The following is a 16,098-nucleotide window of genomic DNA, read 5'->3' as shown; positions in this document are numbered from 1 at the left end:
CCGGCTGACAGGCTTGATTCAGGATCTCATCACCATAATTTATTCTTCAATATCAATTTCCAAAAGAATAAGTTGCGTTATTTGTCGCCCGAAGCTGTTAAAATTATTGTCTGAAATTACGAATTAAGACTGTTTCCCATTTTCGAGTTTTGGGCCAAAGCACATTCCTTCTATATTATCAATTATTTTATCGGTGAGTTGATCTTTTACCGATTTAAAATCAAAGACCAAACGTTTTCTGGCCGGTGAAAAACTGGCTTCTTTTAGTGATTCTTTTTCCAGGATATTGGTTGCTCTTTTCGTATCAACATCAAAAATTTTTACCGTATTGCTATGCGATCCATGTCCTGCGGAATAAGCGCGTTCTAAAACCAGGAAATTGCCAGGTTTGTATTCTAAAAGTTCGGTTACGCCATTAATTGCAAAATAGTTCCAAGGGATTTTTGAAATTCCGTCTAATCGATAGGCAAATTGATTGGTCGCTTCCATCGATTCTTTATCAAAATAAGTGATTCTGATAAAAGATTTTGTAGGGAATAGTTTAGGTTTAGGGCCATCTTTTTCTAACGGAAGTTCTGTAGCTACCCAAATTCCTTTTTTATCTGAAGCTTCGGTTAAACCTTCAAAAACTCCGTTATGTCTAGGTTTTTGTTCTCCGGTTGCTGTAAAATGCTGCGGAATTTTAAAAGCATCCTTAAAATTACCATTTTCGTCTAAAATAAATACTGAAGGATCTTTTTCATTATTTATACTTCCTTCACTGCTAATGTAAACCTGGTTTTCTTCAGGTGAAAATCGAATTGCTTCAGGATCTAATGTATGTTCCTTGAAAAATTCAGCAGATCTTTCGATTATTACCGTTTTTTTGAAGTTTACGGTATCAATTTTATTTCCGGAGAGATCAATTTCAGCTTCGTAAAAGCGGGCATCAGAAGGTGTATCGACGATAAAGTAATATTTGTCGTTTTTATAATCAATTCCAGATAATCCGCCGACTTTAGTATCGTCTAAGGTAAGATCTTTATCGATCACATATTCGTCCAGAAACTTAATTTTTATTCTGTCGTCTTCTATTTTTCTGGTGGTTGCGCAAGAACAAAAAAGCAGTCCTAAAATGGCCAATATTGGTAATTTCTTCATCATCATTTTTTTCAGGATAAAAATAACAAAAGCTTAAGTAAAATATGGCGATTTGTTATGATGAATCTATTGAGTATTGAAGTAAATTTATATTGTTAACCAAAAAAATCAAGTGTTATGAATAATGATCAATTAGAAGGAAAATGGAAACAGATGCAGGGTGAATTCAAACAGAAGTATGGAGAAGTAACCGATGATGATGCAACCTATGCTGAAGGAAAATTTGATGAAATGCTTGGAAGGTTACAGGAAAAAACCGGCAAAACCAAGCAGGAATTGAAGTACGAGATAGAGCAGTGGTAATTTAATGCTTTATGAAGGTAATAAGAAAGGGACTGTAATTTACAGTCCCTTTTTTAGTGCTTATTTTTTCTTTTTTCGATTACTCAGAAGCAGTTAGTTCTTCCTGATTTCTGAATACTAAATTATCGTCAAACTCATCCAATAATATGATACTATCGGTATGAATATTTCCAGAAAGAATCTCTTTAGAAAGTTTATTCAACACTTCTTTCTGTACGGTTCTCTTCACTGGTCGTGCACCAAATTGTGGATCGAAACCTCGTTTTGCAAGGAAATTCAATGCCTGTTCTGTAGCATCTAAAACAATATTTTGTTTCGCCAGCATTTTCTTCACTCCTTTTAACTGAAGATCTACGATTCGCTTAATGTCTTGCTGAGTTAAGGGCGAGAACATTACAATATCGTCGATACGGTTTATAAACTCTGGTCTTACGTTTTGTTTTAGTAAACCAAGAACATCGGTTTTTGCAGCTTCCATGGCGGTTTCTACATCCTGGATTGCTTCAAATTTATCCTGAATGATTTGGCTTCCCATATTCGAGGTCATAATGATGATGGTATTCTTAAAGTCGGCTAAACGTCCTTTGTTGTCAGTTAAGCGTCCTTCATCAAGCACCTGTAACAAGATATTAAACGTGTCTGGATGCGCTTTTTCGATCTCATCTAAAAGTACAACCGAATAGGGTTTACGTCTAACAGCTTCAGTTAACTGCCCACCTTCGTCGTAACCAACATATCCCGGAGGTGCACCAACTAAACGGCTAACTGAATGGCGTTCCTGGTATTCACTCATGTCGATCCTGGTCATGGCCGATTCGTCATCGAATAAATATTCTGCTAGTGCTTTCGCTAATTCAGTTTTACCAACTCCGGTTGTTCCCAGGAATAAAAACGATCCAATTGGTCGATTTTGATCCTGTAATCCAGCACGACTTCTGCGCACGGCATCACTTACCGCAACGATCGCTTCTTCCTGTCCTACCACGCGACGGTGTAATTCGTCTTCTAGTCGCAGTAATTTTTCACGTTCGCTTTGTAACATTTTAGTTACCGGAATTCCCGTCCATTTTGCAACAACTTCAGCAATATCATCGTTGGTAACTTCCTCCTGAATCAAAGATTTACCACTTTCTTTTTGCTGAACTTCTTTCTGAAGTCGCTCTAATTTCTCCTGGGCTTCTTTTATTTTACCATAACGTAGCTCGGCAACCTTTCCGTAGTCACCTTCACGCTCGGCACGCTCGGCTTCCAGTTTATATTCTTCAATTTCAGATTTAGCGCCCTGGATGTTATCTACAACTTCTTTCTCATTTTTCCATTGTGCATGGATTTCGTTTCGTTCTTCCTTAAGATTCGCTAAATCTGCACGCAAAGATTTTAGTTTTGCTTCATCCTTTTCGCGCTTAATTGCTTCGATCTCGATTTCCAGCTGCATGATCTTACGATCTAAAACATCTAACTCTTCTGGTTTAGAGTTAATTTCCATTCGAAGTTTAGAAGCAGCTTCATCCATAAGGTCGATCGCCTTATCTGGTAAAAATCGGTTAGTGATATAACGTTGCGATAGTTCTACCGCTGCGATGATCGCTTCATCCTTAATTCTAACTTTATGGTGTTGCTCGTACTTTTCTTTAATACCACGAAGTATCGAGATCGCACTTTCGGTATCTGGTTCTTCAACCATCACTTTTTGAAAACGACGCTCTAAAGCTTTATCTTTTTCAAAATACTTTTGATATTCATCTAAAGTGGTCGCTCCAATTGCTCTAAGCTCACCACGAGCAAGCGCAGGTTTTAAAATGTTTGCGGCATCCATCGCGCCCTGGCCACCACCGGCACCAACAAGTGTGTGAATCTCATCGATAAAAAGAACAATATTACCATCGCTGCCGGTTACTTCTTTAATTACCGCTTTTAAACGTTCCTCGAATTCTCCTTTAAATTTAGCTCCGGCAATTAGTGCTCCCATATCTAAAGAGAAAATTTGTTTCTCTTTAAGATTTTCAGGAACGTCACCAGCTACGATACGATGTGCTAAACCTTCAGCAATCGCAGTTTTACCAGTACCTGGTTCACCAACAAGCATTGGGTTGTTCTTGGTTCTACGCGATAAGATCTGTAAGATTCGGCGTATTTCTTCATCTCTACCAATTACAGGATCCAGTTTTCCGGTTTCTGCTAGCTGGTTAAGGTTTTTTGCATACTTATTTAAAGAGTTATACGTATCTTCAGCACTTTGAGAAGTTACACGATCACCTTTTCTTAATTCTTCGATAGCTGCCTTTAAACCTTTTTCAGTTGCTCCCTGATCTTTTAAGATCTGAGAAACTTTGCTGGAAGATTTAAAAATTGCCAGGATCAAATGTTCTACAGAAACGTACTCATCGTTCATTTTTTTGGCAATGCTCGATGCTTCATTTACTGTTTTGCCGGCCTCCCGACTTAACATGATATCTCCACCGCTAACTTTTGGAAAACTCTGAAGCGTGTTATCCAGAATTTGATTGAAGAGGTTAACGTTAATGTTCAACTTTTTCAGCAAAAATGGAGTTACATTTTCATCTACGATCGTGATCGCTTTAAATAGATGTTCGTTCTCGATTTGCTGATGGCCCATTTCCTGAGCAAGCTGTTGCGCCTGCTGAATAGCCTCCTGTGATTTTATTGTGAAATTATTAAAATTCATAGTCTTTTGTTTTTTGATTTCTAAATAGCAAATCCTATACCTTACGAATAATTGGACAAATTGACATTATTTTTAAATAATCTTAAGACAAAACGACAGTTTTTGTATTTATACTGAAAATCTTTTAAATTGGGTAAGCATCTGGTTTTAAGGTGTATCTTTGCAAAAAATTTAAGTATGGGAATTTTTGATAAAATGTTTGGAGGAGGAGAGAATGAATCTAATAATCAATCTAAGGTGAATTGGAGACCGTTAACCGATATTTCTGAGGTCGAAGTTGCAGAAATGGAATCACAGCAGCAACTAGTAGCAATTTTAAAACATTCTACTCGATGCGGAATTAGCCGAATGGTGTTAAGACAATTTGAAAATTCTTATGATATTCCTGAAGATGCTGAGGTTAAATTATACTTTTTAGACCTGCTTAGTCATCGTGATATTTCTAATGAAATTGCAGATCGATTTAAGGTAAGGCACGAGAGCCCACAGCTCATCATACTTCAGCAAAAAGAGGTGGTTCATCATAGTTCTCACCAGGATATCGATGTGAATAATATCAAGGAATTCTTATAATATTTGAATATTTTCTTTTTTTAATTTAAATTTAGAAACCATTGTTAAAGATTATTAATCAATATGTCAAAAAGATTCATCATTTGTAATTTTGGATCAGGTTTAAAGATTAATCACAGTTATGGATAAAGAGATAGATTTTAAAGAACTTGAAAAAAGATGGGAAGCCATCAAGAAAAGTCAGGATAACGACAGACAACAGCGAGAGTTCCAAGATTACAGCGAAGCTAATTTGCCTGAAGATCGAAAGAAAGGCGGATCTAGCGACGAGAAAAAAGCTGCCGAGGCGGCGATGCGCGAGTCGAGGGAATTTAGAAGCTACAGTCGATAAAATAAAAAAAGCTGCCATGATCTGGCAGCTTTTTTTATGACCTATATTTAGGAATAGTTATTTCTTTTTAGGTTCGAATACTGGTAAAATCTTGGTGTTAATTTCACCAAAACCAATCCGTATGCTCTCATTTTCACAGTGACCTCTCATAATTACCGTATCATTATCTTCGATAAAGCTACGAGTATTGCCGTCGCCTAATTTAACTGGTTTTTCTCCTTTCCAAGAAAGTTCTAACATGCTTCCGTAGGTATCTGGAGTTGGGCCAGAAATAGTTCCAGATGCCATCATATCTCCAGAATTTACCGGGCAACCATTAATAGTATGATGCGCCAACTGCTGACTCATATTCCAATACAAATACTTATAATTTGTCTTACTGAGTAAGTTTTCCTCGCTACCTTCTGGTTTTAGATAAACTTCAAGATTAATATCGAAACTCTTTTTACCTGTGTATTTTAAATAAGACATCAGTTCTTTTTCTGGATCTGGTCCTTTAGTTCTAAAAGGTTCCAAAGCATCCATGGTTACGATCCATGGCGAAATAGAAGAAGCAAAGTTTTTAGCTAAGAAAGGTCCAAGTGGTGCATATTCCCATTTCTGAATATCGCGAGCACTCCAATCGTTAAACATTACCATTCCGAAGATATATTCTTCAGCTTCATCAACAGGAATTGGTTCTCCTAATAAATTAGCATCTGTGGTAATAAAAGCCATTTCCATTTCAAAATCTACCTGTTTTGAAGGTCCAAATACAGGTTCATTAGCACCTTCTGGCATTGTTTGTCCTTTAGGACGGTGAATAGGAATATGGCTGGTAACGATCGAAGAGCTTCTACCATGATAACCTACGGGGATGTGCAGCCAGTTTGGTAATAGTGCATTTTCTTTATCACGAAACATACTGCCAACATTGGTTGCATGTTCCTTACTTGAATAAAAATCTGTATAATCGCCAACCTGCACCGGCATTTGCATTTCTATTTCATCTAAAGTGAATAGCACTACATTTCGATGTTCCTGGTTGTTCTTTAAATCTTCGTTGTTTTCGTCAAAGATTTCAGCAATTCTATTCCTTACTAATCTCCACGTTTTTTTTCCGTCAGAAATAAAATCATTTAAAGTATCCTGAAGGAAAATATCATCGGTTAAAGGAATTCCCTCAAAATAACCAAGCTGATGTAGTGCACCAAGATCGATCGCAAAATCACCGATTCTGGTTCCAATAGTAATGATATCGTCTCTGGTTAAAAATACACCAAAAGGAATGTTCTGGATCGGGAAATCGGTATCTTTAGAAATCTCCAACCAGGTTTTTCTTTTTGGATCGTTTGCGGTAATTGACATAGAAAAATAAGAATTTGTTAAAATCTGATTGATTCAAATATATTATTTTCCTGTAATTAACCGAATGTATTTATTACTTTTGATGAATATTTAACGTAAATATTTAAGATGCAACGAGATACAAAAATTTTTGATTTAATCGAGAAGGAAAAAGAGCGTCAACTGCATGGTTTAGAGCTTATTGCAAGTGAGAATTTTGTTAGTGATCAGGTAATGGAAGCTGCCGGATCTGTACTTACCAACAAGTATGCTGAAGGTTATCCTGGCAAAAGATATTACGGTGGATGTGAAGTAGTAGATGAAGTAGAGCAATTAGCCATCGATCGCTTAAAAGAACTTTTTGGAGCCGAGTATGCAAACGTACAGCCACATTCTGGTTCTCAGGCTAACACCGCTGTTTTTCAGGCATGTTTAAAACCGGGTGAGAAATTCTTAGGATTTGATCTTTCTCATGGAGGGCATTTAACACATGGTTCTCCGGTAAACTTTTCAGGAAGATTATATGAGCCTGTTTTCTACGGAGTAGACAAAGAAACCGGACTTATCGATTACGATAAAGTTGCAGAGATTGCAGAAAAAGAAAAACCAAAAATGATTATCGCGGGAGCCTCAGCGTATTCTCGTGAGATCGACTATAAACGTTTTAGAGAGATCGCAGATAGCGTAGGTGCTATTTTATTTGCAGATATCGCACACCCTGCAGGTCTTATCGCAAAAGGTGTTATAGGAGACCCAATTCCGCATTGTCATATTGTGACATCAACAACTCACAAAACTCTTCGTGGTCCACGTGGTGGGATTATCTTAATGGGAAAAGATTTTGATAATCCATTTGGATTGAAGTTGAAAAACGGAAACCTTAAGAAAATGTCTGCTATTTTAAATAGTGCTATTTTCCCAGGAAACCAGGGTGGTCCTTTAGAGCATATTATTGCTGCAAAGGCGGTTGCTTTTGGAGAAGCTTTAACCGATGAGTTTTTACATTACGCCGTACAAGTGAAGAAAAACGCTAAGGTAATGGCTGAAGCTTTTGTTGAAAAAGACTATCAAATCATTTCTGGCGGAACTGATAATCATTGTATGCTTATCGATCTTAGAAATAAAGAGGTGAGCGGTAAAGAAGCTGAGGAAGCTTTAACTAAAGCAGATATTACTGTAAATAAAAACATGGTGCCATTTGACGATAAATCACCATTTGTAACTTCTGGGATTAGAATTGGTACTGCTGCAGTAACTACCAGAGGTTTGGTTGAAAAAGATATGCCTAAGATCGTAGAATTGATCGATAAGGTAATTTCTAATATAAATGATGATGCTAAATTAGCTGAAGTAAAATCTGAAGTGAATGCCTTAATGCATGGTCGTCCACTTTTTAAAGCTTAAGTTATATTTACCAATATTATATAAAAAAAGCTACCAATTTTGGTAGCTTTTTTTATTCGTTTTAGGATCGATCGATTATAATTTCATCTTACGGGTTAAGTAAAAACCTAAAAGTAAAAATGCGCCGGGAGTAAAGAATAAACTGCCCACGTAAGCTAGGTCTCCACTTAAAATGGTATAAGTTTCAAGAAGATTTCCAATAAGAAATCCGAAGCCAACACCCATTAAGACAAGCGATAAATTTAGTAGGATCACTGCCCAAACCGGTGAAGATCTATCTTTTCTAAATTTAAATATAGAGGCGTCCTTATCATGTTCGATAAGCGCGAGCCGCTCTTTGTTTCTCGTTTGAAAGAACAGGAAAAAAATACCAAAGATGCAGGCAAAAAGAGAGATACATATAATAATAGCTGGATTCATATTTTTAATTTTATTTGATTAATGACTAATTTTTAAGCGCTTTCAAAAGTTAAGACGATACTTTACAAAAACAGGTTACAAATAAATTCAAAAAAAAGAAGAAAATTAGTGTAACCAGGTTTTCTTAATCGTCGTCATATAATTAAATGACCATCAAAAAAGACCAATTACTCATCGATCAAATCCTGGGTGGAGATAAGCAAATATTCTCTGTCCTAGTAGATCGTTATAAAAATTTGGTGTTTACCTTATGTTTGCGGTTACTAAAAAATAGAGAAGAGGCCGAAGAAGTTGCTCAAGATAGTTTTGTGAAAATCTATAAATCTCTCAATAAATTTAAAGGAGAAGCAAAATTTTCGACCTGGGTGTATCGAGTAACCTATAATAATTGTCTTGATTTTTTGAAGGCTAAAAAACGTAAATTTCAGGAGTTAAGTGTAGATGCTTATGATGGTTTTGAGATCGAAGATTTAGATAATGCTATTGATCTTCTTGAAGAAAACGAGCGAAAATCGGCGATTTTGAGTTGTATTAATATGCTGAATGAGGACGATGCATTTTTGTTAACTTTACATTATTACGAAGACCAGTCGGTTAAAGAAATTTCTGAGGTCATGAATTTATCGATAGCTAATGTAAAAGTGAAATTGTACCGAAGTCGTAAACAACTGGCGGTTATTTTAAAAAGAAGATTGTCGAATGATATGTTGCTGAATTATGGAAAATAAAGAAAAAAAATTAGACGAATTTACCCAGAAAATTTTCAATGAAACCAGTCTGGAGACTCCATCTTTCGACTTTACCGATGAGGTAATGGCTAATCTTCCTGAAATTCATTCAGCTAAAAGAATAAAAACGAAAACTTCAGTAAAGAAAATAAAATATGAGCCATTAATCTCTAAAAGCGGCTGGGGAATGATCGCAGCTTTTGTGGCGATATTGTTAATTTCAGCACATTTTTCTTCCGCAGTAAAAGCTTCAGGAGTAATGATCGATAAATGGAGTAGGCTAAAATCTGTTTTCAATTTCTCTGTTGAAATGCCCAATTTCGATATTTTAAACACAGATGTTTTGGCGATTTCTATAGCACTTTTTACCGCTTATTTTTTATTAGAAATTTTTCTACTGAATAATTGGATGAATAAAAAGAGCTTTGCTCGATAATCGAGATAAATACTTTCTGGGTTTCTGAAGATAGTTTATCTTAAACTGATTTTTTCTGAAATAAAACCTTCATATTTTCATCGATTCTTGCCGGCCGTTTAGACTCGTGGCTCATTAAACACCAGGTGGTTTTTGCCTGAGCCAGAACTTTATCGGTCTTCTTATTTTTAATACTTACGTGTCTTATCGAAGTCACATTAGTGATTTGATTTACGTAAGTTTGTAGCAGAATTTCGTCGTCTAAAAACGCCTGTTGTTTATAATCGATCTCGTGTCTAACTACTACCCAAAAGAATTCTTCTTTTTGAGCTGCTGAAGCACGAGTCTCCCAATGGCCTTTTGCAACATCCTGGATCCACTGCACATATTGTACATTGTTTACATGGTTTTGCTCATCAAGATCGCTTGAGGTAACCTTGATCTCCATTTCAAAAATTTGGGGTGTGGTGATCATTTATTTTTCGACGATTTTTACCTCAAATAATTTATCCCAGTGTTTTCCAGTAACAAAAAGTTGTTTAGTACGAGGATTGTAAGCGATACCATTTAAAACATGGTTTACTTCGCTAAGTTCATTTTTATTGTCTAATTTATTTCTTAAACCTCTAAAATCGATAAGACCTACAATGGCTCCGTTTTTAGGATTAATAATCGCCACGCCATCTTTCTGGTAGGTGTTTGCGTAAATAAGACCATCTACCCATTCTAACTCATTCATTTTAGAATTTATGCTTTTATGGGTAGCAATTTGGATGTAATCTTCTTCGGCCAAGGTTTCAGGATTCAAAAGCCAGATTTTCTCTGTACCATCACTTTTATAAATATGTTCGCCATTATTACAAAGTCCCCAGCCTTCTTCACTTTGGTTGTAACTAAAGGTTCCTTTTTTCTCAAAAGTTTCACGATCATAGATATAGCCTTCTTTTGACTGCCAGGTAAGTAAAATGATCTGGTCGTTATAAATGGTCATTCCTTCTCCAAAAACCGAATCATCTAAATCGATAATCTGTAAAACTTCACCGGTTTCTAGATCTACTTTTCTAAGATCAGATTCGCCATATTCGCCTGTACTTTCGTATAAAGTATCGTTTAAAAATTCTAATCCTTGTGTGTAAGCTTCTGGATCGTGAGGATACGTGTTTACGATCTCGTAAGTGTAGGCTTTTGGTGGGGTGTCATTAAATATTTTGATCGACTTATTGGTGGTATCTTTTTGGCCTTCGTAATAAACTTCAGCCTTTAGGGTTTGATTTCCTAAAAGTTGATCTTTAAGCGGAATATCAAAAGACCAGTTTGGTGATTTTGCAGTTACTTTTTCTGTATTTAAATAAACAATAACTGAGTCGATACTGAACTCTTTTTTGTTTTCAATTTGCCCTGAAATGCTTTCGTCAAGCTGAAATTCTTTCTTATTTTCATCAGTTTTAATAGTAAAATGCGATTTTTTTGAGCCAGAATTGCTTCCGCAGGAAAAATATAAAAAAGCTAATGTTAAGATTAACAGAGATTTAAATTTCATCATCTTCTAAAGTCCTATTTTGTCTGGCTAAATTAACTAATTCTGTTTAAAAAATGCTTGCCAGAAGTGCTAAAGATTGTATATTTGCACCCGGCAAGTCCCACACAACCAGCTCCTGCTGAATCCCCCAGGGCGGGAACGCAGCAAGGGTAGGCGGTCGTAGCGGTGTGATGTGGGTCGCTTGCCTTTTTTTGTATCTGGAAATTAGCAAAATTAATCGCATATTTGCCTTATGAAAACAGATACTCTTTCTCATAAAGTAGTTCTTATTACCGGTGGTTCTTCAGGAATAGGTAAAGCAATTGGCGACTATTTAAATCAGCATAATTTTAAAGTATATGGTACCAGTAGAAAATCTGCCGGAAAATCATCAAATTTTAATCTTATAGATTTAGATGTTACTAATGAAGATAGTATCTTTAATGCAGTAAAATTAGTTTTAGAAAAAGAAGGACGAATTGATATTTTGATCAATAATGCCGGCGTTGGAATTACGGGACCTTTAGAGGAAACGCCAACACCAGAAACTCGTAAAGCTTTTGAAACCAACTTTTATGGTCCCATAAATGTTTGCAAAGCAGTTTTACCGGTGATGCGAAAGCAAAACGAAGGTCTTATAATTAATGTGACATCGATAGCAGGATATATGGGCTTACCATATCGCGGAATCTATTCTGCTTCTAAAGCGGCTTTAGAAATTGCTACCGAAGCTTTTAGAATGGAGGTGAAGAGCTTCAATATAAAAATGACCTGTGTTGCTCCTGGTGATTTCGCCACTAATATCGCTTCTGGGCGTTATCATGCTCCGGTTTTAGACGATTCTCCTTACAAGCAATCTTATGGAGATTCTTTAAAATTGATGAATGAGCATGTAGATGCGGGGCAGGATCCAGATATGATGGCGAAAGCTGTTCTTAAGATCATAGACGAAAAAGGACCTAAAGGACATTATATTGTTGGTGAGCTTTTGCAAAAAGCGAGTATTGTCTTAAAGAAGATTTTACCAGATAAGGCCTACGAGAAAATGCTTATGAATCACTATAAATTGTAAAAAGTGATTAAATGTGTTATTTTTACACTTAAATAAAATTAAGAATAAACTTATAAAACTTGAAATATGAAATTTTTTATCGACACCGCTAACCTCGATCAAATTAGAGAGGCTCAGGAATTAGGTGTATTAGATGGTGTGACTACAAATCCTTCGTTAATGGCTAAAGAAGGAATTACAGGAAAAGAAAACATTATAAATCACTATAAAAAGATCTGTGAGATCGTAACAGGGGATGTAAGTGCCGAGGTTATTTCTACAGATTTCGAAGGAATTGTAAAAGAAGGAGAAGAGCTTGCTGCACTTCACGATCAAATTATCGTAAAGGTACCAATGATCAAAGAAGGAATTAAAGCAATTAAGCATTTCTCTGATAAAGGAATCAAAACTAACTGTACATTAATTTTTTCTGTAGGTCAGGCTTTATTAGCGGCTAAAGCAGGTGCAACTTATGTATCTCCTTTCTTAGGTCGTTTAGACGATATTTCTACTAATGGTCTAAACCTTATCGAAGAAATTAGATTGGTATATGATAACTACGGATTTGAAACTGAAATCTTAGCAGCTTCTATTCGTCACACAATGCACGTGATCGACTGTGCTAAAATTGGTGCAGATGTAATGACTGGTCCTTTATCTTCTATCGAAGGTTTATTAAAACATCCTTTAACTGATATTGGATTAGAAAAATTCTTAGCAGATTATAAAAAAGGAAACGAGTAATCGTTAGTTCTATATAAAATAAAAAAGCTGCCTTTTGGCAGCTTTTTTTATGTCTTATTTTTTCGAATCAAATTTATTCAGGAAAAAGATCTTAGAAAATATAGAATCTTAGTAATTGATATTCGATGTTCTAGTGAACAATTTTTTCAGAAGCTAAATCAGGTAATAATACTCAGAAATTCAGATGAAATAAAAAGTCTGAAGTAAATTTTGGGCGACTTATTGATTAATAAATTCTACCAATTTAGACTCAAATTCTGGCGAAGAACTAAGCGCGATGTCTCCTTTTATGATTACAGCATCCTTATCTATAAAGTTTAAGCGATATAAGTATTTAGTAGCAAAATCGCTTCCAAATTCCCTGCGAGCAATTTGATATTGATTTTCAGTGCCGTAGTTGTTTTCTTCTAAGATTCTTAGCCACTTATTTTGCTGTCCCATGTCTAGATTTACACCAATAAAATCTAATTCTGGATATTTTTCCTGTAGATTTTTTATAGTTCTAAATTGCCAGATGTAGCGACGAATATTGTTTGCAGACCATAGATAAATAATAGTTTTTTGATCTACAACATCCCCATAAGTAACCTCTTCACCTTTGGTATTTAGAATACTAAGATCTGCAATAGATTTCCCGGTAAAATAATTGGTTTGTATGTTCGCTAGTTGGTTTATTTGCTCAATTTCTGCATAATCCAGCGTTTTTGCAAAATTTAGAACTTTTGCTAAATCTTTTTCGTTCGATGCCATGGTTACTGCCTTACTAAGTAAAATATCTAAAAATTTATTTTTTATAGCAGGTGTGTTAGACAGCGAATCTATAAGAGAGGCTCTTCTCTTAATGTTATCGAAGTTAGAAACATTAAAACACTCTTTATCCTTGTGTTCTTCAAGGCAAAACTCAACGGCTCTGGTTCGAAGGTAATCATCGATAGTATTGGTGTAGACATAATAATTTTGAAGTAGTTCATTATTAAAATCTATGGAATCCCGATAATCATTAAAATCTTCCGGAATCAGTTTTGCGAATTCTGGATGATATTTCTTAATTAGGTATGTATAGCGTTCACGTAGGTCGTAAAATTCATAATCGATAGCCTGTCGCGCTAATTTATTAAAGGTCTCGCTAAGATCCTGCTTAGCGGTATTTTCTTCAAACTCTTCAATCCTTTTGTTGTGGATAGAATCACTAATTTGCTCAAACTCTTCAGGCTTGATCTTGTAATAATTTAAAACAAGATCATTGTTGGCTCTATTCCGAAGAAAAAGATTCAGTAAAAAAGAACTTTCTTTACTTCCTCTTCCGCTAAAATTCAATGAGCGATCAAAATCATAAGTGTTCACCCAAACCATAATGCTATCGCCGGGTTCAAGATAAACTACCTGATTTTCCGGATTATGCTGAAGTGTATAAATTCCCGGAGTAATATCTTCTAAATATTCACCAAATTGGTTTTCGGTGTTTAAGGAAAGTGTATCTACAATTTCCTGATCTTTGGACAAGATTACATATTTTAAGTTTGGATTTACAATTTTACCGCCTAGGTAAACGCGTTCACTATTGGTGCTATTATCGTTGCAACCAACAAGTGAAACTAAAGAAGAAATAATACCTAACAGTAAAAATTTTCTCATCCAAATAAATATAATCTCATATCAAAAAGTCTTGTAACAGATCAACAAATATAAAATGCAGCTAAAATCTTGAATGTTAACCACGAGTTAAAAGGAATTTTCTAAACGTTAATCTTTTAGAAAGTGTACAATATATGCTACTTTTGCGGAAAATTAGAGGAATTTATGCTTTCAGTTTCAAATCTTTCTGTCCAGTTTGGTAAAAGAGTGCTTTTTGATGAAGTGAATACTACTTTTACTGAAGGAAATTGCTACGGAATTATTGGTGCCAATGGTGCCGGTAAATCTACATTTTTAAAAATCTTATCTGGAAAATCAGATCCTACGTCTGGTCATGTTCATTTAGAGCCGGGCAAGCGTATGTCTGTACTGGAGCAAAATCACAATGTATATGATGATTATCCTGTTTTAGAAACGGTTTTAAGAGGAAATAAACCGCTTTTTGAAATTAAGACTGAAATAGATGCTTTATACGCAGATTATTCTGATGAGAATGCAGATCGTATTGGAGAGCTACAGGTTCAGTTTGAAGAAATGGATGGATGGAATGCAGATAGTGCTGCTGCATCTTTACTTTCTAACCTTGGAATAAAAACAGATCTTCATTATACATTAATGAAAGATCTTGATGGTAAACAAAAAGTACGTGTCTTACTGGCACAAGCACTTTTTGGAAATCCTGATGTTTTGATCATGGATGAGCCTACAAACGACCTGGATTACGAAACGATAAGCTGGTTAGAAAATTTCTTGGCAAACTATGATAATACGGTGATCGTGGTATCTCACGACCGTCACTTTTTAGATGCAGTTTGCACGCATATTTCTGATATCGACTTCGGAAAGATTAATCACTTTAGTGGTAACTACTCTTTCTGGTACGAATCTTCGCAATTAGCGGCAAGACAACGTGCGCAGCAGAATAAGAAAGCAGAAGAGAAAAAGAAAGAATTACAGGAATTTATCCAGCGTTTTAGTGCGAACGTAGCGAAATCTAAACAGGCTACATCTCGTAAAAAGATGATCGATAAATTAAATATTGAAGAAATTAAACCTTCAAGTCGTCGTTATCCTGCGATCATTTTTGATAGAGATCGAGAAGCAGGAGATCAGATTTTAAATATCGAAAACCTGGAAGCTTCTATAGAAGGTGAGACACTTTTTAGCGGTGTAGACATCAACTTAACTAAAGGAGATAAAATTGTAGTATTCTCTAGGGATAGTCGTGCAACGACCGCTTTTTACGAGATCATTAATGGAAAAGAAGAACCTGTTGCAGGAAAATTTAATTGGGGAGTAACTACTTCACAATCTTACCTTCCGTTAGATAACTCCGAGTATTTTGAAAATGATCTTACTTTAGTAGATTGGTTAAGACAATATGCCAAAACCGAAGAAGAAAGAGAAGAAGTATTTATTCGTGGTTTCTTAGGAAAAATGTTATTTAGTGGCGAGGAAGCTTTAAAAACCAGTAACGTATTGTCTGGAGGAGAAAAGGTACGTTGCATGTTAAGCCGAATGATGATGATGAGGGCAAACGTGCTAATGCTAGATGAACCTACAAACCACCTTGACCTGGAATCGATTACTGCCTTTAATAACTCGCTTAAGAATTTTAAAGGAACTGTAATGCTTACAACACACGATCACGAGTTTGCACAAACAGTTGCAAACCGTATTATCGAGCTTACTCCAAAAGGAGTGATAGATCGTTACTTAACCTTCGATGAGTATATGAGCGATCCTAAAATAAAGGAGCAACGTGATAAAATGTATTCTTAATTAGTGGAATATCAACTTATAGATAAACGAAAGCCTGAAGT

The 16,098-nt window shown here is 35.6% G+C and carries 16 protein-coding genes and 1 other RNA gene; 10 read left to right on the top strand and 7 right to left on the bottom strand.

Annotated features, from left to right (window positions below):
* Positions 1–123 precede the first annotated feature (123 nt).
* Positions 124–1,146: an esterase-like activity of phytase family protein gene (locus INR75_RS18015; RefSeq protein ID WP_255584586.1), complete on the bottom strand. Its 1,023-nt coding sequence runs from the start codon at positions 1,144–1,146 to the stop codon at positions 124–126.
* Between the two features lie 111 nt (positions 1,147–1,257).
* On the opposite strand from INR75_RS18015, the gene INR75_RS18010 reads away from it, so the two are divergent.
* On the top strand, positions 1,258–1,443 hold the full coding sequence (locus tag INR75_RS18010) for a CsbD family protein (RefSeq protein ID WP_092541750.1): 186 nt from the start codon (positions 1,258–1,260) through the stop codon (positions 1,441–1,443).
* A gap of 79 nt (positions 1,444–1,522) precedes the next feature.
* Here INR75_RS18010 and clpB read toward each other — a convergent pair whose 3' ends face one another.
* Complete coding sequence (clpB, locus tag INR75_RS18005; RefSeq protein ID WP_223089905.1) at positions 1,523–4,129, bottom strand: ATP-dependent chaperone ClpB; 2,607 nt, start codon at positions 4,127–4,129, stop codon at positions 1,523–1,525.
* Between the two features lie 177 nt (positions 4,130–4,306).
* On the opposite strand from clpB, the gene ytxJ reads away from it, so the two are divergent.
* Together ytxJ and INR75_RS17995 are read left to right on the top strand one after the other, a co-directional pair.
* Positions 4,307–4,702, top strand: coding sequence for a bacillithiol system redox-active protein YtxJ (gene ytxJ, locus INR75_RS18000; protein ID WP_223089904.1), 396 nt, complete (start codon positions 4,307–4,309; stop codon positions 4,700–4,702).
* 121 nt (positions 4,703–4,823) lie between these two features.
* Positions 4,824–5,033: a hypothetical protein gene (locus tag INR75_RS17995; RefSeq protein WP_092541756.1), complete on the top strand. Its 210-nt coding sequence runs from the start codon at positions 4,824–4,826 to the stop codon at positions 5,031–5,033.
* A 57-nt stretch (positions 5,034–5,090) separates the two neighbouring features.
* Here the strand turns inward: INR75_RS17995 and fahA are convergent, their stop codons facing one another.
* Positions 5,091–6,380, bottom strand: coding sequence for a fumarylacetoacetase (gene fahA, locus INR75_RS17990; RefSeq protein ID WP_223089903.1), 1,290 nt, complete (start codon positions 6,378–6,380; stop codon positions 5,091–5,093).
* 108 nt (positions 6,381–6,488) lie between these two features.
* Here fahA and glyA point away from each other — a divergent pair, with 108 nt between their 5' ends.
* Positions 6,489–7,763 carry a serine hydroxymethyltransferase gene (glyA, locus tag INR75_RS17985; RefSeq protein ID WP_223089902.1) on the top strand — a complete coding sequence of 425 codons (1,275 nt, stop codon included), beginning with the start codon at positions 6,489–6,491 and terminating at the stop codon, positions 7,761–7,763.
* A gap of 75 nt (positions 7,764–7,838) precedes the next feature.
* Here glyA and INR75_RS17980 read toward each other — a convergent pair whose 3' ends face one another.
* Positions 7,839–8,183 carry a DUF6249 domain-containing protein gene (locus INR75_RS17980; protein WP_223089901.1) on the bottom strand — a complete coding sequence of 115 codons (345 nt, stop codon included), beginning with the start codon at positions 8,181–8,183 and terminating at the stop codon, positions 7,839–7,841.
* A 146-nt stretch (positions 8,184–8,329) separates the two neighbouring features.
* Between INR75_RS17980 and INR75_RS17975 the strand changes: the two genes are divergently transcribed.
* Both INR75_RS17975 and INR75_RS17970 read left to right on the top strand, forming a co-directional pair.
* Positions 8,330–8,911: an RNA polymerase sigma factor gene (locus tag INR75_RS17975; protein WP_223089900.1), complete on the top strand. Its 582-nt coding sequence runs from the start codon at positions 8,330–8,332 to the stop codon at positions 8,909–8,911.
* The gene (locus tag INR75_RS17970; protein WP_223089899.1) at positions 8,901–9,347 is read left to right on the top strand and encodes a hypothetical protein; all 447 of its coding nucleotides are present in this window, start codon (positions 8,901–8,903) and stop codon (positions 9,345–9,347) included. Before INR75_RS17975 ends, INR75_RS17970 begins: the two co-directional genes overlap by 11 nt.
* Positions 9,348–9,387: 40 nt before the next feature.
* Here INR75_RS17970 and INR75_RS17965 read toward each other — a convergent pair whose 3' ends face one another.
* Together INR75_RS17965 and INR75_RS17960 are read right to left on the bottom strand one after the other, a co-directional pair.
* Positions 9,388–9,801 carry a thioesterase family protein gene (locus INR75_RS17965; protein WP_223089898.1) on the bottom strand — a complete coding sequence of 138 codons (414 nt, stop codon included), beginning with the start codon at positions 9,799–9,801 and terminating at the stop codon, positions 9,388–9,390.
* A complete protein-coding gene (locus INR75_RS17960) occupies positions 9,802–10,869 on the bottom strand; it encodes a glutaminyl-peptide cyclotransferase (RefSeq protein ID WP_223089897.1) in 1,068 nt (355 codons plus the stop codon).
* An 88-nt stretch (positions 10,870–10,957) separates the two neighbouring features.
* Between INR75_RS17960 and ffs the strand changes: the two genes are divergently transcribed.
* The 3 genes from ffs to fsa all read left to right on the top strand — a co-directional run bounded on the left by ffs (position 10,958) and on the right by fsa (position 12,640).
* Positions 10,958–11,056: signal recognition particle sRNA small type (gene ffs / locus INR75_RS17955), an RNA gene on the top strand.
* A 42-nt stretch (positions 11,057–11,098) separates the two neighbouring features.
* Positions 11,099–11,917, top strand: coding sequence for an SDR family oxidoreductase (locus INR75_RS17950; RefSeq protein ID WP_223089896.1), 819 nt, complete (start codon positions 11,099–11,101; stop codon positions 11,915–11,917).
* Positions 11,918–11,983: 66 nt separating this feature from the next.
* Positions 11,984–12,640, top strand: a complete 657-nt coding sequence (gene fsa / locus INR75_RS17945) for a fructose-6-phosphate aldolase (protein WP_223089895.1) — start codon at positions 11,984–11,986, stop codon at positions 12,638–12,640.
* Between the two features lie 219 nt (positions 12,641–12,859).
* Here the strand turns inward: fsa and INR75_RS17940 are convergent, their stop codons facing one another.
* Positions 12,860–14,275 carry a hypothetical protein gene (locus INR75_RS17940; RefSeq protein ID WP_223089894.1) on the bottom strand — a complete coding sequence of 472 codons (1,416 nt, stop codon included), beginning with the start codon at positions 14,273–14,275 and terminating at the stop codon, positions 12,860–12,862.
* A gap of 165 nt (positions 14,276–14,440) precedes the next feature.
* Between INR75_RS17940 and INR75_RS17935 the strand changes: the two genes are divergently transcribed.
* Entirely contained in the window at positions 14,441–16,057 is a 1,617-nt protein-coding gene (locus INR75_RS17935) for an ABC-F family ATP-binding cassette domain-containing protein (protein ID WP_223089893.1), read from the top strand.
* Positions 16,058–16,098: the final 41 nt, after the last annotated feature.

It is taken from the genome of Zunongwangia sp. SCSIO 43204 (assembly GCF_019904275.1).
GTDB lineage: Bacteria > Bacteroidota > Bacteroidia > Flavobacteriales > Flavobacteriaceae > Zunongwangia > Zunongwangia mangrovi.
Note: the sequence above shows the minus strand (reverse complement) of the source record. Positions and strands in the feature narration are given on the sequence as shown.

Coding starts and splice junctions, on each gene's coding strand:
- INR75_RS18015 (WP_255584586.1), bottom strand. CDS start 1,146: ATGATGATGAAGAAATTACCAATATTGGCCATTTTAGGACTGCTTTTT.
- INR75_RS18010 (WP_092541750.1), top strand. CDS start 1,258: ATGAATAATGATCAATTAGAAGGAAAATGGAAACAGATGCAGGGTGAA.
- clpB (WP_223089905.1), bottom strand. CDS start 4,129: ATGAATTTTAATAATTTCACAATAAAATCACAGGAGGCTATTCAGCAG.
- ytxJ (WP_223089904.1), top strand. CDS start 4,307: ATGGGAATTTTTGATAAAATGTTTGGAGGAGGAGAGAATGAATCTAAT.
- INR75_RS17995 (WP_092541756.1), top strand. CDS start 4,824: ATGGATAAAGAGATAGATTTTAAAGAACTTGAAAAAAGATGGGAAGCC.
- fahA (WP_223089903.1), bottom strand. CDS start 6,380: ATGTCAATTACCGCAAACGATCCAAAAAGAAAAACCTGGTTGGAGATT.
- glyA (WP_223089902.1), top strand. CDS start 6,489: ATGCAACGAGATACAAAAATTTTTGATTTAATCGAGAAGGAAAAAGAG.
- INR75_RS17980 (WP_223089901.1), bottom strand. CDS start 8,183: ATGAATCCAGCTATTATTATATGTATCTCTCTTTTTGCCTGCATCTTT.
- INR75_RS17975 (WP_223089900.1), top strand. CDS start 8,330: ATGACCATCAAAAAAGACCAATTACTCATCGATCAAATCCTGGGTGGA.
- INR75_RS17970 (WP_223089899.1), top strand. CDS start 8,901: ATGGAAAATAAAGAAAAAAAATTAGACGAATTTACCCAGAAAATTTTC.
- INR75_RS17965 (WP_223089898.1), bottom strand. CDS start 9,801: ATGATCACCACACCCCAAATTTTTGAAATGGAGATCAAGGTTACCTCA.
- INR75_RS17960 (WP_223089897.1), bottom strand. CDS start 10,869: ATGATGAAATTTAAATCTCTGTTAATCTTAACATTAGCTTTTTTATAT.
- INR75_RS17950 (WP_223089896.1), top strand. CDS start 11,099: ATGAAAACAGATACTCTTTCTCATAAAGTAGTTCTTATTACCGGTGGT.
- fsa (WP_223089895.1), top strand. CDS start 11,984: ATGAAATTTTTTATCGACACCGCTAACCTCGATCAAATTAGAGAGGCT.
- INR75_RS17940 (WP_223089894.1), bottom strand. CDS start 14,275: ATGAGAAAATTTTTACTGTTAGGTATTATTTCTTCTTTAGTTTCACTT.
- INR75_RS17935 (WP_223089893.1), top strand. CDS start 14,441: ATGCTTTCAGTTTCAAATCTTTCTGTCCAGTTTGGTAAAAGAGTGCTT.